Source organism: Kribbella sp. NPDC051586 (genome assembly GCF_044453965.1).
Taxonomy (GTDB): domain Bacteria; phylum Actinomycetota; class Actinomycetes; order Propionibacteriales; family Kribbellaceae; genus Kribbella.
The window spans coordinates 601,516-621,597 of the sequence record NZ_JBITDF010000005.1 but is presented as its reverse complement, the minus strand read 5'-3'; the positions used below and the strand labels follow the sequence as shown (position 1 = coordinate 621,597).

Here is a 20,082-nt window from a genome sequence, read left to right as displayed (position 1 = left end):
GTTGACCTAAGTACCGCAAGAAAGCGACTTCGGTATGCGGACAACCGCATCCGCCCCAGAGAACGCTTACACACCGATACATTCGGACCATGAAGCGCAGCGCTCGCGACTGGATCGTGGACAGTCTGGTCTTCGTGGTCGCGGTGTTCACCGGATTCCTGCTGTACGACGCCGGCAAGAGCGACCCGATCAGCCCCGAGCTGCTGGCGATCGACTTCTACGTCGGGATGGCGCTGTGCCTGACGCTCTGGTTCCGGCGGCGGTGGCCGCTCCAGCTGGCCATCATCGGCGCCGCCGTCTCCACCTTCTCGGAGACGGCCGGGGTGGCCGCGCTGATCCTGATCCTGACCGTGGCGATCCATCGGCCGCTGCGGACGACCGTGCTGGTCTTCGGTGTGAACGCGATCAGCCTGGCCGCCTACGTCAGGATCAGGGACAAGCCGGACGATCCCGCGGCCGTCGTCATCGCCGCGATCGCCATTTACCTGGCGGTGGCCGGCTGGGGGCTCTACATCCGATCCCGCCGCCAGCTCGTGCAGACGCTGCGGGACCGGGCGGATCGAGCTGAGACGGTGGCGAGGCTCCAGGCCGAGCAGGGCCAGCTCCGGGCCCGCGAGGAGATCGCCCGCGAGATGCACGACGTACTCGGCCACCGGCTCTCCCTGCTCAGCGTGCACGCCGGCGCGCTCGCGTACCGCCCGGACGCGTCCGCGGAGGAGGTCGCCGGCGCCGCCGAGATCATCCGGGCGAGTGCCCACCAGGCGCTGCAGGATCTGCGCGAGGTGATCGGCGTACTGCGGGCTCCCGTCGGCGAGCTCCCGCAGCCGGCGTTCGCCGATCTGCCCGCACTCGTCAACGGCTCCCGCGAGGCCGGCATCCCGGTCGAGCTGACCCTCGACGCGCCGGGCGCGATGCCGGAGCACGTCGGGCGTACGGCGTACCGGATCGTGCAGGAAGGGCTGACCAACGCGGTCAAGCACGCGCCGGGCGAACCGGTGACGATCAGCGTGACCGGTGCCCCCGGCAACGGTTTGTCGGTGGAGCTGCGCAACCCCGCGCCCAACCGCAGACGAGGAGACGGCCAAGGTTTGAAGGGACTCCGCGAACGCGCCGCCCTGGTCGAAGGCCGGATCGAACACGGCCGCACCCCCGAAGGCGACTTCCGCCTCTTTGCCTGGCTACCGTGGCCCGCATGACTCTATTGATGCCACGCCTCCGGCGCGGCGGGTCATGGGGCTGTGACTCCCGGCCTTCCCTCGTCGCTCCGGTCGCTTCGCTCCCTCCGCTCCTCAGTCCGGGCCGGGAGGCCCCATGACCGTTCGCGTGCTGATCGTCGACGACGATCCGTTGTTGCGGGCCGGGTTGAAGTTGATGCTCGGTGGGGCGCAGGACATCCGCGTGGTCGGCGAGGCCGGTGACGGGTCCGGAGTGCAAGGGCTGATCGATCGGCTCGCGCCGGACGTGATCCTGATGGACATCCGGATGCCCGGCACCGACGGCCTGACCGCCACCGAGACGGTACGACGCCGTCCGGGCGCGCCCGAGGTGGTCATCCTCACCACGTTCGACGCCGACGAGCACGTACTCCGGGCGCTCCGCGCCGGCGCGGCCGGGTTCGTCCTGAAGGACACCCCGCCCGCCGAGATCGTCGAGTCGGTCCGCCGCGTCGCGGCCGGACAGCCCGTACTCTCACCGGCCGTCACCAAACGCCTCATCACCCGCGTCGCCGACTCGGGGACGGACAGCCGCAAGGCCAAGGCCGCCGCCAGACTCGCCGGCCTGAACGACCGCGAGCGCGAGATCGCCGTCGCCGTCGGGGAGGGGAAGTCGAACGCCGAGATCAGCGCGACCCTCTACCTCAGCGTCCCGACCGTGAAGACGCACGTCTCCCGCATCCTCACCAAGCTCGACCTGAACAACCGCGTCCAGATCGCCCTGCTGGTGCACGACGCCGACCTGCTGCACGAATAGACCACGCACGAGGAAGACAAGGCCGGCCCCCGGCGAGTCGAGGGCCGGCCGATCAGGTGGTTACGACCGGGTCGCCCGGCGGAACTCCTCGTTCGGAGTCTGCAGGCTGCCGAGGCTGGTCACCTCGCGGCGGAAGAACAGCGCCAGCGTCCAGTCCAGGATGACCCGCGCCTTGCGGTTCGTGGTGGGGACGCGGGACACGTGGTACGTCCGGTGCAGGAACCAGGCCAGCCAGCCCTTCACCTTCACGCCGTACAGCTGGGCGACGCCCTTGTGCAGACCGAGGCTCGCGACCGAGCCGACGTACTTGTGCTTGTAGTCCTGCGGCGGCTCGCCGTCGACGACGCGGAGGATGTTCGCGGCGAGGCGGTGGGCCTGGCGGACGGCGTGCTGCGCGTTCGGGGCGCAGTACGCACCGGTCTCGCTGGTCAGGTCGGGTACGGCGGCGTTGTCACCGGCGGTCCAGGCGTCCTCGACGCCCTCGATCCGCAGGTTGGCCAGCGTCTTGATCCGGCCCTTCTCGTCCAGCGGGAAATCGGTCGCGGCGAGCGCCGGGTTCGCCTTCACGCCGGCGGTCCAGACGATCGTGTCGGCGTCGAACTCGTCGCCGTCGCTGAGAATCACGTGGCCCTTCTCGCAGGACTCCAGCCGGGTCTCCAGCTTGATGTCCATGTTGCGCTTGCGGAGCTCGTCCACGGTGTACCTGCCGAGATCCTCGCCGACCTCGGGCAGGATCCGCCCGGTGGCCTCGACCAGGACCCAGCGCATGTCCTCGGGCTTGATGTTGTCGTAGTAGCGGGTGGCGTAGCGGGCCATGTCCTCGAGCTCGGCGAACGCCTCCACGCCGGCGTACCCGCCGCCGACGAAGACGAAGGTCAGCGCGGACTTGCGCAGCACCGGGTCGGGCTGCGACGACGCCACGTCCAGGCGGTCGAGGACCTTGTTGCGCAGCGCAATCGCTTCCTCGACGTTCTTGAACCCGGTGGCCTCGTCGGCCAGGCCGGGAATCGGCAGGGTGCGGGCGATCGAGCCGAGCGCGACCACGATCTGGTCGTAGGCGAGCTCGTACTCCGGGCCCTCCTCGGGCATCACCGTGGCGACCTTGTGCGCGTGGTCGATGCCGGTTACCCGGCCGGTCACCACGCGGCAGCCCTTGAGGGTCTTGCGCAGCGGCACCACGACGTGCCGCGGTTCCACCGAACCGGCCGCCGCCTCGGGCAGGAACGGCTGGTAGGTCATCACCGATCGCGGGTCGACCACCGTCACGCGGATCCGGCCCTTGCGGGCGGCGCGACGCAGGCCGTACGCGGTGTACATCCCGACGTAACCGCCTCCGACGACGAGGATGTGCGGCACCTGGGCTGTCATGCGGTTCACTCTCCCTGAGTGGTTCTCCGACTTCATGTTCACTTCAACGCTAAACGCTCGTGAAAGATTTCACAAACCCTCTTTCGAGTGATCTCACCCACCGAACATCCCCCCACCGAGGGACCTCTCATCCCCTCATGGTGGGCCGTCGGCGAGCCCGGAACCAGGGCCCGACGGCGCCGTCACAGAACCGCAAGCCGGCGTCCTCTACGCATCGGGGAGGCGATAGACGGAGATGTGGGAGGGGGAGTCGGCGGTGAACGCCGCACCGGTCCAGTCGGCGTGGCGGGACTCCAGGGTGAAGCCGGCCAGCTGTGCCATCAGGTCGAGCTCGGCCGGCCAGATGTAGCGGTGCGGGGTCCGGCCAAGCTCCGCCTGGGTGCCTTCACCGAGGTGGAAATGGTGCGAGACGACGTGCTGATTCAGTACGTCGTAAGTGTCCAGCAGGATGTAGCCGGGCTCCGCGATGCCGACGGTGGCCGGCGTGCCGGGCGGGAGTCGACGGAGCTCTGGGACCCAGAGTTCGATCACGAAGCGACCGCCGGGCGACAGGTGCCGGGCGGCGTTGCGGAAGCACGCGACCTGCTCTTCCTGGGTGAGCAGGTTGGAGATCGTGTTGAAGACGAGGTACACGAGGCTGAACTCGCCGGCCGCTCGGGCCGCGGACATGTCGCCCGTGACTACCGGGATCGCCGTCTCGCCGGCCTTCGTGCGGAGTTCCGCGATCATGGCGACGGACAGCTCGATCCCACTCACCGGCACACCGCGCTCCGACAGCGGTACGGCGACGCGCCCGGTGCCGATCGCGAACTCGAGTGCTCGCCCACCGCCGGCGAGCTCGGCCAGGCGATCCACCGTCGGGCCGAGGACGTCGGGTGCGAACATCCCGGTGCCGGGGGTGTCGTACCGCCGCGCGACCTCGGCGTTCCAGAGCTGCGTACCTTTGGTCCATTGCATGACGTCCTCCGCGCCGTCCTCGCCGGTCTTGACGAAGCCGAGGCGGTCGTAGAGGCGGCGGGCGTTCGGGTTGTCGCGTTCGACGTGGAGTTGCAGGGGTACGTCGCGGGCGGTCGCCTCGGACTGCAGCGCGGTGATGATCGCGGTGCCGATGCCGCGGTTCTGGGCGTCGGGGTGGATCTGGACGCCGTTCAGTTCGACGGCTTCCGGCGTACGGCTGATGCGGAGGCGGCCGACGCGGCGGCCGTCGAGCTCGATCACGTTGAGTTCGGTCGTGGGGTCGTCGATCGAGTCCCGGCTCCACTCCTCGAAGCCGGTGCGCCAGGCTGCCTCGTCGAAGTCGGCGGGCAGGCGGCCCTGGGTGCGGGTCGCGGTCAGGCTGACGTCGGCGAGGAAGGCGACGTCGTCCGGGCCGGCCGGCCGGATGCGGTACGGCTCCGTCGTCACTCGCCCACCTCGCCGTCGGTCGATTCGCGGAGGATGTCGAGGTGGCCGAGGTGGCGGGCCGTCTCCTCGATCAGGTGCGCGACGGCGTACCGGAGGTTGAAGGTCATACCCTCCGACCGAGCCACGTCGTCGAGCCCGGCGGCCGCGATGATCTCGCGGGAGCGGGCGCATTCGGTCCGGTACGCCGTGAGGATGCCGTCGACCGTCTCGTCGGGGAGGACCGGGAAGGCACCGTGCGGGTCGTCCTCGGTCCACGGCCACTCGACGTCGAGCCCGGCGAAGTCGATCGCGAACCAGAACCGCTCGACCGCGGTCAGGTGTTTGACCACGCCGGCAGGGGTCAGCGCGGACGGATCCACGGGCCGGGCGAACGCTTGCTCCTCGGTGAGACCGGTCAGTTTGAGTTCGACGGTGGAGCGGAGGAAGTCGAGCAGGCCGGTGAACGTACTGCGTTCGTCGGCGTCCTCGGGTGGCCGGGTACGAGCGATCTCGGACATCCGCCCACGGTATGTGCGACAGAGTTCCGCGAGAAGGGTTGATCGGGACAGGTCAAGTGCGCATGAATAGGGGTGTGGACAGTTACCGCACGCCCGTGCTGACGGCCTCGCTGCTCGCGCCCCCGGTGGTCTGTGCGGTGCTGATCCCGTTCCGCGAGCACTTCGACAACGCCAACGCGGCGCTGCTGCTGGTGGTCGTGATCGTTGCGGTCGCGGTCTTCGGCATCCGCCTCGCCGGGGTGCTCGCGGCGGTGTCGAGCGCGGTCTGGTTCGACTTCTTCCTGACCATGCCCTACGACAGCTTCACGATCAACAGCAGCAACGACGTCGAGCAGGCCGTGCTGCTGCTGGTGATCGGGATCGCGGTCACCCAGATCGCGATCTGGGGCCGGAGGCAACAAGCCAAGGCGTCCCGCCGGCTCGGCTACCTGGACGGCGTGATCACCACCTCGCAGGCGGTCGCGGCCGGTGGATCCACCGACGACCTGATCGACCAGGTCCGCGCCGAGCTGACCGCGCTGCTCGGGATCGACGGCGCCAAGTTCGTTGCCGGAAGCAAACAGACCGGCGCCCCGCGGCTGAACCCGGACGGCTCGGTGACCCGCGGATCACACGTCCTGAAGGTCGAACGCGACGGCCTGCCGACGAACGCGGAGATCGAGCTGACCGTCCAGCACGCCGGCGAGACCCGCGGCCGGTTCCTCCTCACCGCCGCCACCCGCATCGCCCGCCCCGACCTCGAACAGCGCCTGGTGGCCGTGGCCCTGGCCGACCAGGTCGGCGCCGCCCTGTCCAGCCAGGAAGCCACCCATCCGCACGTCTGACCCGGGTGCATCGACAACCGATTGAGTTGCGCAACCGCTTGTAAATACAGGGGTTTCGGCGGCTCGATTCTCAGACGTTGTTCAGGATGGGGCCGTAGTATCTCGATACGGCCCCGGAAGTGGGTCATCAGGAGGAAATGATGCAGAGCAGTAACCCGGTGCTGAACCGGTCGAGTGCATTCGCGCCTGGCCACGGCCAGCCCTATCCGGGCGCCGCTCCGTACGGTCAGCCGGGGCCCCAGGGCTACGGCGGGTCGGGTCAGCCGCCGCAGTACCAGGGCGCTCCGGCCGCGAGCCGCCCGATGACGATGGACGACGTGATCGTCCGCACCGCCGCCACCCTCGGTGTGGTCACCGTGGTCGCGGTGATCGCCTGGAAGACGATCCCCGACACCGTGGTCACCCCGGCGTTCTTCGCCGGGATGCTGGCGGCGCTCGCGATCGGGCTGGTGCTGTCGTTCGCCCGCAGGGTGAATCCGGCGCTGGTGATGCTGTACGCCGCGGCCGAGGGCGTGTTCCTCGGGATCGGCTCCAAGTTCATCGCCAACTGGGTCAATGACCCCGGCATCGTCGTGCAGGCCGTGCTGGCCACGATGGTGACGGCCGGACTGACGCTGGCGACGTACAAGTACTTCGCGATCAAGGTGACGCCGAAGTTCACCCGGATGGTGATCATCGGGACGATGGGCTTCGCCGGCGTGGTGGTCATCAACGTGCTGCTGAGCGTGTTCGGTGTGCAGACCGGGATCGGCGGCTTCGGCGCGATGGGCCTGATCTTCGCCGCGATCGGCGCAGGTCTCGCGGTGTTCAACCTGATTCTCGACTTCGACATGATCGAGCAGGGCGTCCGCCACGGCGCCCCGCAGAACGAGGCCTGGCGCGCCGCGTTCGGCCTGACCGTCACGCTGGTCTGGCTGTACTGGAACATCCTGCGCATCCTCGCGATCCTCCGCGGCGGCGACTGAACCGCGGCGGCACGACAGCCGTAATGTCTACGGAAGGGCCGGTTCAGGTGGACCGGCCCTTCCGGCACGTCCGGACGGAGTCCGGTCACTTGACACTTCCGGACGCAGTCCGTCCGGTTCCGGCTCTACCGTGGATCCCATGACGGACTGGCGGCTCCTCGATGACACCCTGACCACCTGGTACGACGCTCCCTCGCACTCGGCCGGTGCCGCGCTGGTGGAGCGTCTCCCCGCCGGGACGGAGGCGGACCTCCGTGCGAACGGCCTGCGTCTGCGGACCGGCAATGAAGAGTCCGCCCGAGAGATCTCGGCAGCAGCCCGCGATCTGGGCCTGACCGCAGATCCGAGCGTGCTGCAGCAGGTCCACCTCGCATTCGAATCGTCCGATCCAGCCCCAGTGGCGAGCTTCTGGCGTGCGGCGCTCGGCTACGAGAATGCGCCCAACGGCCTCCGGGACCCGCTCCGGCGCGACCCGGCCGTCTCCGTCCGCCAGCTGGCCGACTCCCGTCCGCTCCGCAACCGCATCCATGTCGACGTCGTTCGGCCGTCCGATGCGGTGGACGCGGTCCGGGCCGAGGCCGCCCAGGAGCCGTACGGCGCCTGGGGCGTCGCGCTCGCGGATCCCGAAGGCAACGAGGTCGATCTGGTCCCGGGTGACGAGCTGTCGCCGGATGCCGCCGACTGGTGGACCAACTTCGCCGCGATGGTCTTCTACCGGACGGCGTCTTCTGCGCAGTCGGCCCGGCTGGCCTCCGCGGTCGCGAAGCTGGCGGACGAGGCGAGCACCCCGCTGCAGATCGACCTGCGACCGGCAGGCGTGATGATCGACGGCAGCAAGGACCAGTGGGAGGACGACGCGCCGACGGGCGGCCCGGCGTTCGTCGAGCTGGCCCGGCGCATCCAGGACGTGGCGTACGACCTCGGCCTCACACCGGACGCGCGGCCGCTGCGCTTCGTCCAGCTCGGCATCGATGCGGTCGACGCCGACGCGCTGAGCACCTTCTGGCGGACGCTGCTCGGTTACCAGCCGGATCCGCGGGCCCAGGTGTCCGACATCTACGATCCACGTCGCCTGAACCCGGTCCTGTTCTTCCAGCAGCTGGATCCGCACGACGAGCGGACGAAGCAGCGCAATCGCATCCACCTGCAGCTCGTCGTACCGCAAGATCAGGTGCAGGCTCGCATCGGGACAGCGCTGGCTGCCGGTGGGCGGGTACTGGATCAGACCTCAGAACGGTGCCTTCTCAGCGACCCGGAGGGCAACGAGGTCGACATACGATGAGGGTCATGCGATTCGCGATCAAGACCTCGCCCCAGAACACCGAATGGGCCGACATGCTCGCTGTCTGGCAGGCCGCCGACGAGATCGAACTGTTCGAGTCGGGCTGGACCTTCGACCACTTCTATCCCATCCACTCGGATTCGAGCGGCCCGTGCCTGGAAGGGTGGGTGACGCTGACCGCGCTCGCGCAGGCGACCAAGCGGCTCCGGATCGGCACGCTGGTCAGCGGCATCCACTACCGGCATCCCGCGCTGCTCGCGAACATGGCCGCGACGCTCGACATCGTTTCCGGCGGCCGGCTGGAGATCGGCATCGGCGCAGGCTGGAACGAGGAGGAGTCCGGCGCGTACGGCATGCGGCTCGGCTCGCTGAAGGAGCGCAGCGACCGCTTCGAGGAGGCCTGCGAGGTGCTCGTCGGTCTGCTGACACAGGAGACCACGACGTTCCGGGGCGAGCACTACGAGTTCACGGAGGCCCGCTGCGAGCCGAAGGGCGTGCAGAAGCCACATCCGCCGATCTGTATCGGCGGCAGCGGGGAGAAGCGGACGCTCCGGACGACGGCGAAGTACGCCCAGCACTGGAATTTCGTCGGCGGGACGCCCGAGGAGTTCGCCCGCAAGCGCGACGTGCTGTACGCCCACTGCGAGGACGTCGGCCGCGTTCCGAGCGAGATCACGCTGTCGTCACACGTCCGGCTGGGGCCCGACGGTGACTACGCCAAGGTCGCCGAGCAGGCGGCGGCTCTCGGCGAGGTGGGGCTCGACCTGGCCATCGTGTACCTACCGCCGCCACACACGCCGGCCGTGCTCGAGCCGCTCGCGAAGGCCCTCGCACCTCTGCGCTGAAACAAGCCGCTGAGACAAGCCGCTGGAACATGCCCGGGAACGTGAAAGACCTGCCCCTCCACCTGAAAGGGCAGGTCTTTTCGTTGTCTCCTTTGCGGCTCAGCCCATTCGCCGGTGCGCTTTGACCAGGTCGTACTCGTGAACGATGGCGGTTGCGTGCCCGTGCGCGAGCGCATACTCGCTGGAGAGCCACCGCACTCTGTCGTCGAAGCGCAGGAACGACGGTCCGTCGTTCATCAGCCGGAACCACTCGGTCATCTGGCGTCCGGTGCACCTGGGCACGGCCTCCACCAAACGCTGGTGTGTCTCCTCGGAGTGGTTCAAGCCCATCTTCGCCTCCCGTCATCGGGGTACCGCGTAGTTATCGACTGTGCACCACCCGGCCGCCCGGAGGCAAGACTCCCGACATGAAAGGTGTCGCTCAGCGGACGCACAACCCAACAACTATTGGCCGACAGGCACTGTCCCGGCTTGCTCCTTCGTCTCCTCGTCGACCCGCTCGACGTCGGCCTTCGGGTGCCGGCGGCGATGCCGCAGCGCCGCCCAGCGACCGCGCGGACCGCGCTCCCGGCCGGCGACCTCGGTGGCCGCCACCTCGGTGCCCGCCTTGCGCGCAGCCTGGACGGCGGCTTCCGCGATCGGGAGGATCGCCTCGCCGCGGAACGGCTCCGGATGCACGAACGACTCCGGCCCGACCCCCATCGCAGCCGCCACCGACGGCAGCAACGCGGCCGACGCGGCCGCGTACCCGGTGGCGGACGGGTGGAAGTTGTCCCGGCCCCACATCGACGGGTTGGTGCGGAACACCTCGCCGAGCAGCGAGCCGAGTGACACGGACCGGCCGCCTGCTTCGACCACTGCGATGGTCTGAGCGGCGGCCAGCCGGTGACTCCAGGACCGGGCGACCTGCCGCAACGGCGGCATGATCGTCCGGACCACGCCCAGGTCTGGGCAGGTGCCGACCACCACCTCGCAGTTCGCGGCCCGCAACCGGCGGACCGCGGTGGAGAGCAGCCGGACCGAGGTCGACGGCGGCATCTTCGCCTTCACGTCGTTGACGCCGATCAGGATGACCGCGATGTGCGGCCCGGCCTGCAGCGCGGCGTCGACCTGGCCGGCCAGATCGCTGGACTTCGCGCCGGTCTTCGACACGTCGACCAGCCGCACCGGGCGTTTGGCCAGCTCGGCCAGACCGGAGGCGAGCAGCACCCCGGGAGTCTCGTCGGGCGACTCGGTGCCGTAACCGGCCGCGCTCGAGTCGCCGATCATGGCGAAGGTGATCGGATGTCCTGGATACCGGCCGTACAGACCGTCGCCCGGAGTGGGGTAGTACCTCGTCGGTCCGATCACGCGCTTCGCGTACTCGGCCTCAGCGGTCAGTACGCCGTAGAACGTGGCACCGATGAGTCCGAGTCCCCCGCCCCCGAAGGCTGCGGCCTGGGCCAGCTTCTTGGCTGCCCGGGCTCTACTCATAAGTACAAGGATTACACGGCGTTACGACGACGCAAGTGAAAATAGGGTCCGTGTCCTTCATTTGGCACGAGCATCACTACAGTAAAGATCGTGCGCTACGCAGAATCACTCCTGGACCTGGTCGGCAACACTCCGCTGGTGCGGTTGTCGAAGACAACAGACGGCGCGAAGCCGCTCGTGCTCGCGAAGGTCGAGTACTTCAACCCCGGCGGCTCGGTGAAGGACCGGATCGCGGTCCGGATGATCGAGGCCGCGGAGGCCTCGGGCGAGCTCAAGCCCGGCGGCACGATCGTCGAGCCGACCTCCGGCAACACCGGCGTCGGACTGGCGATGGTTGCCCAGCAGAAGGGCTACAAGTGCGTCTTCGTCTGCCCGGACAAGGTCAGCGAGGACAAGCGCAACGTGCTCAAGGCGTACGGCGCCGAGGTGGTGGTCTGCCCGACCGCGGTCGCGCCCGAGCACCCGGACTCCTATTACAACGTCTCCGACCGTCTGGTCCGCGAGATCGAGGGCGCCTGGAAGCCGAACCAGTACGCGAACCAGAACAACCCGCGCTCGCACTACGAGACCACCGGCCCCGAGCTCTGGGAGCAGACCGAGGGCAGGATCACGCACTTCGTCGCGGGTGTCGGCACCGGCGGCACGATCACCGGCACCGGCAGGTACCTCAAGGAGGTCTCCGGCGGCCGCGTCCAGATCATCGGCGCCGACCCGGAGGGCTCGGTGTACTCCGGCGGCACCGGCCGGCCGTACCTGGTCGAGGGCGTCGGCGAGGACTTCTGGCCGGAGACCTACGACCGCGAGATCTGCGACCGCGTCATCGAGGTCTCGGACGCGGACTCGTTCGCGCTCACCCGGCGGCTGGCCCGCGAAGAGGCGATGCTGGTCGGCGGCTCCGCGGGGATGGCAGCCGCGGCCGCGATCCGGCTCGCGCACGAGGTCGATGACCCCGAAGCCGTCATCGTCGTCCTGCTGCCGGACGGCGGCCGCGGCTACCTGACCAAGGTGTTCAATGACGACTGGCTGGCGCAGTACGGCTTCCTCGCGCACGCCCGCCAGGGCAAGACGCTCGGTGACGTGCTGGCCGGCAAGGACGGCAGCCTGCCGGGGATGGTGCACACCCACCCGCACGAGACCGTCGCCGAGGCGATCGCGATCCTGCGCGAGTACGGCGTCTCGCAGATGCCCGTCGTCCGCGCCGAGCCGCCGGTGATGGCGGCCGAGGTGGCCGGCGCGGTGTCGGAGCGGACGCTGATGGACGCGTTGTACTCCGGCAAGGCGCGGCTGGCCGACATGGTCGAGCAGCACATGGACCCGGCGCTGCCGTCCCTGGGCGCCGGCGAACCGGTGACCAAGGCCGTCGAGCTGCTCGAAGGCCGGGACGCCCTGATGGTTCTGGACGACGGCAAGCCGGTGGGCGTGCTGACCCGGCAGGACCTGTTGGTCCATCTGTCCGCCGACTGACTCCCCGTGCGGGGAGACTTAACGGTCTACGACCGAAGGCACGATGGCGATCAGCGCCGTGATCACGATGCCGATCACGATGACTGCCGCTCCGGCGATCTGAAGGATTTCCATGTCTCAAGAGTCCTTCAGCATCGCCGCTGAGACATCGGCCTCCGGATCGGTCTTTCGCTCATCCCAAGGTCGTAGGTCGGCATCCCTGGACTCCTACTGGAGGAGTCCGGGCCATCACCTAGGGGATACAAAACCTAGTGGACCACCGCGAAGTCGCTCGGATCGAGCCTTCGGGTGCGGCGCCAGTAGGCGAACGTCCACTCGGGCCAGATCGTGGAGTTCCGCCCGGAGCTGTCCATGTACCAACTCGTGCAGCCCGAGTCCCAGACGCTGTCCCCGAGTTCGCCCTGCACCTGGCTGACGAACTGCTCCTGGGCGTCCTCGCGCACCTCGACGTACGACGCGTTGCGCCGGCGGAGCAGATGCAGGGCCTGCATCACGTACCGGACCTGGGCCTCGATCATGAAGATCATCGAGGAGTGGCCGAGGAGCGTGTTCGGGCCGACCAGGAGGAACAGGTTCGGGTACCCGGCGACCGTGATGCCGAGGTGTGCGCCGACGCCGTCGCGCTTCCAGTGCTCGGCGAGGTCGAGGCCGTCCTTGCCGAGGATCGGCATCCGGGTCAGGTTCGCCGAGACCGCGAACCCGGTGCCGTGCACGATCGTGTCGCAGGCTCGCTCGGTGCCGTCGGCGGTGACCACGCCGGTCGGGGTGACTCGCGCGATCGGCGTCGTGATGACGTCGACGTTCGGCCGGGTCAGCGCCGGGTAGTAGTCGTTCGAGATCAGCACGCGCTTGCAGCCGATCTGGTAGTCCGGGGTCAGCCTGGCCCGTAGCTCGGGATCGGTGACCTGTTTGCGCAGGTGCCGTTTCGCCTGTATTTCAAGGCCTTTCATCAACTTCGGGTTGCCCGCGAATCCGGCGCCGCGGCCTTCGAGACCCCAGTAGATGACGTTGCGGATCGTCCGCTGCCCGGCCGGGAACCGCTCGTGCAGCCGGCGTTCCCAGCTGCCGATCGCGCGGTCCGGCTTCGGAGTGACCCACGGCGGCGTCCGCTGGTAGAGGTCGAGTTGCGCGACCTCCCCGGCGATCTGCGGCACGAACTGGATCGCCGACGCCCCGGTCCCGATCACGGCGACATTGCGCCCCCGGAGGTCCGCCGAGTGATCCCAGACGGCGGAGTGGAACGTGGTGCCCCCGAAGGAGTCGAGGCCCGGGAGGTCCGGGAGCTTCGGCTCGTGCAGGCTGCCGACGCCGGTGACGAGCGCCTGGGTGTCGATCGTCTCGTCGCCGTTCACCGTCACGGTCCAATGGCCGGTCGCCTCGTCGAAGACGGCTTCGGTGACCTCGGCGCCGTACCGGATCTTCTCCGCGATCCCGTACTTGTCCGCGCAGTGCCGCAGGTAGGCGAGGATCTCGTCCCACGGCGCGAACATCCGCGTCCAGCGCGGGTTCTGCTCGAACGAGAACGAGTACAGGTACGACGGGATGTCGCAGGCGCAGCCGGGATACGTGTTGTCCCGCCAGGTGCCGCCGAGGTCGTCCGCCTTCTCGAGGATGACGAAGTCCTCACACCCGGCCTGCTTCAGTTTGATTCCCATGCACAGCCCGGCGAACCCGGACCCGATGATGACGACCTCAGCCATACCGCCTGAGGTTACCGGCGGGTCACTGAAGCCGGTAGAGGGTCTCGCCGGCGTTCGGTACGACGAACGTGTCCGGGTCGGCCTCGTACGCCGCCAGGTCGAACGCCGCGGGGTCCAGATAGCCGAGGTTGGCCGCGAGTACGACGTCCTCCGGGATGCCGGTCGCGAGCGTGACCTGGACGCGGAGGTGCTCGCCGCTGGCCGGGTCCCAGGTGCCCGCGCCGCGCAGATGGGTGGAGTGCGCCAGAACGCCCCAGTGCAGGTCGCGGAACTTCTCCCACTGACCGAGGAAGTAGTCGCGGCAGTGGTAGCCGATCTCCTCGATCTCGGGGTGCATCGCCGCCAGTTGGGTGACGTGCGGCGCGTAGAGGATGACCTCGCCGCCGTCCGCCACGATCGGCTCGACCTTGTAGAAGCCCTTCGCCGCGGTCCAGATGTCGGCGTACTTCGGTGGCATCACCGACACGACCCGCTGAACCGGATGCTCGAGGTAGCGGACGTGGGTCTGCGCGGAGATCTCGGCGGCCGCCTGCCAGGACGAGATCGTGTCGCCGAACGCGACCGCGTGCAGGGCGTCCGACCCGGACTGCGCGACCACGGACAGCGCGAGCTTCTCGGCCGGGATCAGTGCCGCGGCCTCGTCGATCAGGGCGCGGACCGGCGTGATGCCCGGCGTACCGATGATGTTGGCGCTGGTGATCAGGGCGCCGAGCCAGTGGGAGAAGTCGATCACCTCCTGGCCGGCGACGCCCGGGAAGAAGTACTTGTTGCCGCCGGAGAAGCCGACCACCTCGTGCGGGAACACCGGGCCGACGACCAGCGCCACGTCGTGCTCGACGACGGCGCGGTTCAGCCGGACCGGGACCTCGTCGCGGAGCATCTCGCCGGAGATCTCGCCGACCCGCTCGGAGCCGATCGTGCCGAGGTCGACGAAGGTGTCCGGCTTCCACCACTCGTGGTTGATCACATTCGGGTAGTCACCGCCGAGGTGCTTGCGCAGCTGCTCCGGCGTCATCTCCGCATGGGTGCCCAGGGCAACCAAGACCGTGACCTGACTGCCCTTCAGGGCGTCCGTGACGGCCTTGAGCAGCATGGGCAGCGGGCAGCTGCGGGTCGCGTCCGGCACGATCACGCAGACACTGCGGCCCTCCAGCCCGGCGCCGGCGAGCGCCTCGCCGACGAACGCCGTCACCTCGTCCTCGGTCAGGACCTGGCCCGCACCACCGATCACCGCCGCAGTCGTCACACCTCGACCCTACCTATCCGTGATGTTGACCGGGGCAAAGGTCCCGGCGCACGATCACGGGGGGAGTGGGGGATCTGGATGAGACCAACGGGGTTCGGTGGCATTCTGTTGCATTCCGGGGACGCGGAGTACGAGGCGGCCCGGGCGGTGTTCAACGCGATGGTCGACCGGAAGCCGGCGATGATCGCGCGGTGCGAGTCGGCCGCGGACGTCCAGGCCGCGGTCCGGTACGGCGTCGAGAACGAGCTCGAACTCGCGGTCCGCTCCGGTGGTCACGCGGTGACGGGAGCCGGCGTCTCGGACAGCGGTCTGGTCCTCGACCTGCGCCGGATGAATCGCGTGCAGATCGATCCGTACGCGCGGCTCGCTCGCGTGGGCGGCGGCGCGACCTGGCGCGACCTGGATCGCGCCGGGCAGCGGTACTGCCTGCTGACGACCGGCGGGCGGGCGTCGTCGGCCGGGGTGGCCGGGGTGGCGCTCGGCGGCGGCTCCGGATGGCTGGAGCGGAAGCTGGGGCTGACGTCGGACGCGTTGATCTCGGTCGAGCTCGTGACGGCGGACGGGCGGTTGCTGATCGCGGACGAGACGAAGAACACCGAGCTGTTCTGGGCGCTGCACGGTGGCGGCGGGAACTTCGGAGTGGCGACCGCGCTGACGTTCCGGCTGTCGCAGGTGGTGACGACGACGCTGGCGTTGCTGGTCTGGCCGTTGGCGGCCGGCCCTTCGGTGGTGCGCGCGTACCGCGACCTCCTGGAAGGCGCCCCGGAGGAGCTCGGTGGTGGGGTGGTGTTCCTGACCGCGCCGCCGGCCCGGTTCGTGCCGGAGAGCTTGCAGGGGCAGCCGGCTGTGCTCGCGATCGCCGTGTACGCCGGTGAGGTGGACGAGACTCGTGAGGCCTTCGCGCGGATGTTCGCGCTCGCCCCGGAGGGGCAGTTCGTCGCAGAGTTGCCGTACGCCGATCTGCAGGTCGCGCTGGACAGTCCGTCCGGGTTCCGCAACTACTGTTCCGCGGAGCCCCTGCGCGAGTTCCCGGATCCCGCCGTACTCGCGTTCTGCGACCGGGCCCGCGAGATGATCACGCCGTCACCGTCACAACAGGTCGTGTTGCCCTGGGGTGGCGCCGTACGCCGTGGTGCCGGCGACTGGCCGCAGCCGTACCGGGACGCGGCCTGGGTCGCGCATCCGTTCGGGGCGTGGACGGATCCGTGCGCGGACGCGCAGGCGATCCGTTGGGTCCGGGACGTCTGCGCGGATCTCGAACCGTGGTCGACCGGTCACGTGTGCCCCAACTTCATCGGGTACGAGGGGCAGGACCGCGTGATCGCGGGATTCGGTGCGGCGAACTACGACCGGCTGGCCCGGGTGAAGTGTGAGTACGACCCCGAGAACGCGTTCCACCTCAACCAGAATATTGAACCTGGTTGGCGCTCGTAGTCGCGCGATGCCACTGCACGGCGACGACCGCGGCGTACGCGATCCCGCCCAGCGGGACGGACCAGAGCCGGAAGAACGGGAGCCCGCCGCTGACGGCGGTCGCGGCGAAAACCACCGCGTAGATCGTGACGCCTGCGATCGTGCCGCGGCGGCGGCTGTCGAGGGCACTGCTCGGAAGCGGGCCCATGTGACGGTCCAGGGCGGTGCAGATCGCGCTCAGACCGACGAGCGAGGTCACGATGAACAGGATGCCGCCGGGGATGCCGCCGAAGACGATCGCGACTGCGTTGAGGAAGGTCAGCGGCGCGAAGACGACGGCCAGGTCGAGCGCCCCGAAGGCCAGGTGGGTGATCCGCCGTTTGCGGAGGTCGAGGTCGCCGGCCGCGCGGATCGGTCCGGAGTCGCCGGTCAGGCGCCGTACGGTCAGGATCAGGGCGGGCACGATGACGATCACGAGCAGTACGGCGATGATCGTCAGGACGACCGATCGCGTCGTCGACATGTACTGGCGGGACTCGTCGCCGTACAGGCAGGTCGCCGTCGGCGGGAACCAGGAGGTGTGGAAGCCGGTCGGGTCGACGCCGAGCTTGCGCGAGCAGTCCCTGGTCGGGTCGTACCAGCCTGGCTGCGACAGCGTGACGACAGCCGTCCACGCCAGCCCGCCGATCAGTCCCAGCCCGAGCACCCAGCCCGCATGCCGCCTCACCCAGTCCACGGGTCCTACCCTCTCATTGGTGGACTCCTACCTCGCCCAGCTCCGTCGTGACGTCGGCTCCCGCCTCCTCCTGCTGCCCGGCGCCCAGGTACTCGCGGTGGACCCGGCCGACCGCATCCTGTTCCAGCGCAGTCGCGACACCGGCCTGTGGGAGCTCCCGGCCGGCGGCGCCGAGCCCGGGGACAGCTTCCGGGACGCGGCCGCTCGTGAGTTCAACGAGGAAACCGGTCTGGTGGTAGCGCCGGCCGATCTGATCCCCTTCGCCAGCCTCTCCCGCGCCGACGTCCACACCCTCACCTACCCCAACGGTGACGTGGTCCAATGCTTCGCCCTCTGCTTCGAAACCCACCACTGGACCGGCACCCTCAGGCCCGGCACCGACGAGGTCCTCGAGGCCGGCTTCTTCGCCACACCACCCGGCCCTCTGCACCCACCGACCGAGGTGGTCCTGCGGTTGCACGCGGCCTATCGGGAGTCCGGGCTCTTCCAGGCGCGATGATCCGCAGTTCCGTGCCGATAGGTTGGCGGCATGCCTGGAGCGGAAGTTGTGAATCGGGCGGACCTTGTCGACGGGCTGCGGCAGCTCGGGCTGGGGCCCGCGTCCGAGGTGATCGTGCATTCGTCGTTGAGTTCGTTCGGGTCCGTCGACGGTGGGGCGGAGGCGGTTTGTGCTGCGTTGACGGAGGTTTGCGGGACCGTGCTGATGCCTGCCGGGAGCTGGGATCTCACCGGAATCCCCGCGCCGCCAGGGCTTGTGCGGCCGGACAACGCCTACTGGAACGCGGCCGACTGGGCGGAGTTCGACGAGAAGTTGTCGCAGGCAACTAGCTTTCGGTCCGACCTCCCGATCGACCGCTGGCTCGGGCGGGTACCGGAGGTGTTCCGGCAGACCTGCTCGCCATTGCGCACCACCCATCCGCTCTTCGCGTACCAGGCCGCCGGGCCGGCGGCCGAGCGTCTCCTCGAGGCACAGCGGCCCGACTGGCCGCTCGGGCCGATCGAGGCGCTCGACGGCGACGTGCTGCTGCTCGGCGTCACCCACACGTCCAACACCACGGTCCACCTCGCCGAGCAGTACCTCGGCCGGTCCCGCTTCTACCGCTATGCCAAGAACGCCGACGGCCTGTGGATCGAGCTGCCCAACATTCCGGGCGACAGCCACAGCTTTGACGACCTCGAGCCTGTACTGCGTTCTGCGACCAAGGAGATCCGGATCGGACAGGCGCGCGTACTCCGGATCCCGAAGGACGCTGTACTCGCGGCAACTCGCCGGCTGATCGAGGCCGATCCGGCCGCACTGCTCTGCACCGACAACCCTGAATGCCGGTGCGCGGCTGCCCTGCGGCAGCGGCTCAGAGCACGTCGATGAGGACCTTGCCGACGATGCTCTGCTCGACGGCCGCGTGTGCCTCGGCCGCCTGCTCGAGCGCGTAGTGATGCAACGGCAACCCGGCCTCGGGACCGACCCGGACGGCACCGGTCCGGACCGCTTGCTGGAGGTCGCCCAGGGCGCGGGGGCGCCATGACTCCGGAGCGTTGTACAGCAGGACGAACTGCCAGCGCGCGTTCGGCACCATCGACGGGCGCACCGGAAGCTCGAACGTCTCGCCGCCGTCGGTCGCGTAGACCGCGACGGAGCCGTGCATCGCGATGATCTGGGCGTCGATGGCTGCGTTCGCGGCGGGTGAGACCTCGACGATCGTGTTCACGCCGTGCGGCACGATCTCCCGGATCTCCCCGGCCACGTCCTGCTGCTTGTAGTTGATGACGTGGTCGGCACCCGCGAGCGCGGCCAGGTTGCCCTTCTCCGGGCTGCTCACGGTGGTGATCACGGTCGCGTCCGACCACCGCGCGAGCTGGATCGCGGCGTTGCCGACCGCGCCGGCGCCGCCCGCAACCAGCACGGTACGACCGGCCAGCCGGCCCGGGCCGAGGTGATCAGGTCCGTCCTCGGTCACGGTCAGACAGCGATGAGCGGTCAGGAACGGTACGCCGAGAGACGCGCCGAGGTCGTACGACGCTTCGTCCGGCAAGGGCACCACGTGGCGGACCGGCACCACGGCGTACTCCTGGGCGGTTCCGCCGGAGGGTCGCTGGTACGCGGCCTCCCAGATCCAGACGCGGCGACCGACGAGGCCCGCGTCGACACCCTCGCCGACCGCGTCGACCTCGCCGGAGCCGTCCTGGTTCGGCACTTGGGGCGGGTCGACCGGCGTACCGGCCTCGCTGCCGCGGCGCGACTTCCAATCGGTCGGGTTGACGCCCGACCGGTGGATCCGCACGCGCACCTGTCCTGGTCCCGGATCGGCCGTCGACCGGTCCACGAGGGTCAGGACGTCTGGTTCACCGGTTCGCGAGTACTCGATCGCACGCACGCCACGACGCTACCTCAGTTGTTTGGTGAACATCAGGCAGGCGCTGTCGTCATTGCGGATCGTCTCCATCGGCGGGACCTGCCGGTTGTCGTAGATCAGCCCGCGGCCGTCCGGGAGGTACCCGCGCCGCACGTACATCCGCTGCGCCTGCCCGTAGTCCGGGTACAACCCGACGCCGATCCCCACCACCGGGGACCGCTCCGCCACCTTGGCCTCGGCGGCGTCCATCAGCGCCGACCCGATCCCGCGCCGCCGGTACGACGGCAACACGTTGAAGTCCGAGATCTCCGGGATGGTCCCGAAGTACGGCGAGATCCAGTAAACGGTCACGTAGCCGACGTACGCGTCGTCGACGGTCGCGACCAGCACGTCCCGTGTCCCGTCGGCCTGCTCGGCGACGTACCGCTGGTACTGGCTCTCCGGCTTGTCCCAGCCCAGCGCTGCCATCGCCGCCGCGATCACCGGCGGATCGTCCCGCCGCAACGGCCGGATCTCCAACCCGTCAACCATCCGCCCTCC

At 69.2% G+C, this 20,082-nt stretch carries 20 protein-coding genes; 10 read left to right on the top strand and 10 right to left on the bottom strand.

All coding sequences use genetic code 11. The features are described 5' to 3' along the window. The first annotated feature begins 89 nt into the window (after positions 1–89). A complete protein-coding gene (locus tag ACIA58_RS36585; RefSeq protein WP_396408435.1) occupies positions 90–1,196 on the top strand; it encodes a sensor histidine kinase in 1,107 nt (368 codons plus the stop codon). Between the two features lie 115 nt (positions 1,197–1,311). After that, positions 1,312–1,971, top strand: a complete 660-nt coding sequence (locus ACIA58_RS36580) for a response regulator (protein WP_396408434.1) — start codon at positions 1,312–1,314, stop codon at positions 1,969–1,971. A 60-nt stretch (positions 1,972–2,031) separates the two neighbouring features. Here the strand turns inward: ACIA58_RS36580 and ACIA58_RS36575 are convergent, their stop codons facing one another. The 3 genes from ACIA58_RS36575 to ACIA58_RS36565 all read right to left on the bottom strand — a co-directional run bounded on the left by ACIA58_RS36575 (position 2,032) and on the right by ACIA58_RS36565 (position 5,240). Further along, on the bottom strand, positions 2,032–3,339 hold the full coding sequence (locus ACIA58_RS36575; RefSeq protein ID WP_396408433.1) for an NAD(P)/FAD-dependent oxidoreductase: 1,308 nt from the start codon (positions 3,337–3,339) through the stop codon (positions 2,032–2,034). 207 nt (positions 3,340–3,546) lie between these two features. Further along, a complete protein-coding gene (locus ACIA58_RS36570; protein ID WP_396408432.1) occupies positions 3,547–4,743 on the bottom strand; it encodes a GNAT family N-acetyltransferase in 1,197 nt (398 codons plus the stop codon). Continuing rightward, a complete protein-coding gene (locus ACIA58_RS36565; RefSeq protein ID WP_396408431.1) occupies positions 4,740–5,240 on the bottom strand; it encodes a DinB family protein in 501 nt (166 codons plus the stop codon). The genes ACIA58_RS36570 and ACIA58_RS36565 overlap by 4 nt, the downstream gene beginning before the upstream one ends. Before the next feature lie 74 nt (positions 5,241–5,314). On the opposite strand from ACIA58_RS36565, the gene ACIA58_RS36560 reads away from it, so the two are divergent. The 4 genes from ACIA58_RS36560 to ACIA58_RS36545 all read left to right on the top strand — a co-directional run bounded on the left by ACIA58_RS36560 (position 5,315) and on the right by ACIA58_RS36545 (position 9,156). Continuing rightward, positions 5,315–6,064, top strand: coding sequence for a DUF4118 domain-containing protein (locus tag ACIA58_RS36560; RefSeq protein WP_396408430.1), 750 nt, complete (start codon positions 5,315–5,317; stop codon positions 6,062–6,064). 140 nt (positions 6,065–6,204) lie between these two features. Then, positions 6,205–7,029 carry a Bax inhibitor-1/YccA family protein gene (locus ACIA58_RS36555; RefSeq protein WP_396408429.1) on the top strand — a complete coding sequence of 275 codons (825 nt, stop codon included), beginning with the start codon at positions 6,205–6,207 and terminating at the stop codon, positions 7,027–7,029. Positions 7,030–7,168: 139 nt separating this feature from the next. Continuing rightward, complete coding sequence (locus ACIA58_RS36550) at positions 7,169–8,311, top strand: VOC family protein (RefSeq protein WP_396408428.1); 1,143 nt, start codon at positions 7,169–7,171, stop codon at positions 8,309–8,311. Between the two features lie 5 nt (positions 8,312–8,316). Beyond that, positions 8,317–9,156, top strand: a complete 840-nt coding sequence (locus ACIA58_RS36545; protein ID WP_396408427.1) for an LLM class F420-dependent oxidoreductase — start codon at positions 8,317–8,319, stop codon at positions 9,154–9,156. A 99-nt stretch (positions 9,157–9,255) separates the two neighbouring features. On the opposite strand, the gene ACIA58_RS36540 is transcribed toward ACIA58_RS36545, so the two are convergent. After that, the gene (locus ACIA58_RS36540; protein ID WP_396408426.1) at positions 9,256–9,486 is read right to left on the bottom strand and encodes a DUF4287 domain-containing protein; all 231 of its coding nucleotides are present in this window, start codon (positions 9,484–9,486) and stop codon (positions 9,256–9,258) included. Positions 9,487–9,600: 114 nt separating this feature from the next. Continuing rightward, entirely contained in the window at positions 9,601–10,629 is a 1,029-nt protein-coding gene (locus tag ACIA58_RS36535; protein ID WP_396408425.1) for an SGNH/GDSL hydrolase family protein, read from the bottom strand. A 90-nt stretch (positions 10,630–10,719) separates the two neighbouring features. Here ACIA58_RS36535 and ACIA58_RS36530 point away from each other — a divergent pair, with 90 nt between their 5' ends. Then, positions 10,720–12,093: a cystathionine beta-synthase gene (locus ACIA58_RS36530; protein ID WP_396408424.1), complete on the top strand. Its 1,374-nt coding sequence runs from the start codon at positions 10,720–10,722 to the stop codon at positions 12,091–12,093. Between the two features lie 248 nt (positions 12,094–12,341). Here the strand turns inward: ACIA58_RS36530 and ACIA58_RS36525 are convergent, their stop codons facing one another. Next, positions 12,342–13,793: a flavin-containing monooxygenase gene (locus ACIA58_RS36525; RefSeq protein ID WP_396408423.1), complete on the bottom strand. Its 1,452-nt coding sequence runs from the start codon at positions 13,791–13,793 to the stop codon at positions 12,342–12,344. A 22-nt stretch (positions 13,794–13,815) separates the two neighbouring features. After that, complete coding sequence (locus ACIA58_RS36520) at positions 13,816–15,039, bottom strand: lactate racemase domain-containing protein (protein ID WP_396408422.1); 1,224 nt, start codon at positions 15,037–15,039, stop codon at positions 13,816–13,818. A 78-nt stretch (positions 15,040–15,117) separates the two neighbouring features. Here ACIA58_RS36520 and ACIA58_RS36515 point away from each other — a divergent pair, with 78 nt between their 5' ends. Next, on the top strand, positions 15,118–16,473 hold the full coding sequence (locus ACIA58_RS36515; RefSeq protein WP_396408421.1) for an FAD-binding oxidoreductase: 1,356 nt from the start codon (positions 15,118–15,120) through the stop codon (positions 16,471–16,473). Here the strand turns inward: ACIA58_RS36515 and ACIA58_RS36510 are convergent. After that, positions 16,439–17,188, bottom strand: a complete 750-nt coding sequence (locus ACIA58_RS36510) for a hypothetical protein (protein WP_396408420.1) — start codon at positions 17,186–17,188, stop codon at positions 16,439–16,441. The two genes, ACIA58_RS36515 and ACIA58_RS36510, sit on opposite strands and share 35 nt — an antisense overlap. Positions 17,189–17,207: 19 nt before the next feature. Here ACIA58_RS36510 and ACIA58_RS36505 point away from each other — a divergent pair, with 19 nt between their 5' ends. Together ACIA58_RS36505 and ACIA58_RS36500 are read left to right on the top strand one after the other, a co-directional pair. After that, on the top strand, positions 17,208–17,687 hold the full coding sequence (locus tag ACIA58_RS36505) for an NUDIX domain-containing protein (protein WP_396408419.1): 480 nt from the start codon (positions 17,208–17,210) through the stop codon (positions 17,685–17,687). Between the two features lie 30 nt (positions 17,688–17,717). After that, positions 17,718–18,557, top strand: a complete 840-nt coding sequence (locus ACIA58_RS36500; protein ID WP_396408418.1) for an AAC(3) family N-acetyltransferase — start codon at positions 17,718–17,720, stop codon at positions 18,555–18,557. On the opposite strand, the gene ACIA58_RS36495 is transcribed toward ACIA58_RS36500, so the two are convergent. Both ACIA58_RS36495 and ACIA58_RS36490 read right to left on the bottom strand, forming a co-directional pair. Next, positions 18,541–19,563 (bottom strand): NADPH:quinone reductase, encoded by a 1,023-nt coding sequence (locus tag ACIA58_RS36495; RefSeq protein ID WP_396408417.1) that lies wholly within the window; start codon positions 19,561–19,563, stop codon positions 18,541–18,543. The genes ACIA58_RS36500 and ACIA58_RS36495 overlap by 17 nt on opposite strands. Positions 19,564–19,572: 9 nt before the next feature. Then, positions 19,573–20,073: a GNAT family N-acetyltransferase gene (locus ACIA58_RS36490; RefSeq protein ID WP_396408416.1), complete on the bottom strand. Its 501-nt coding sequence runs from the start codon at positions 20,071–20,073 to the stop codon at positions 19,573–19,575. Positions 20,074–20,082: the final 9 nt, after the last annotated feature.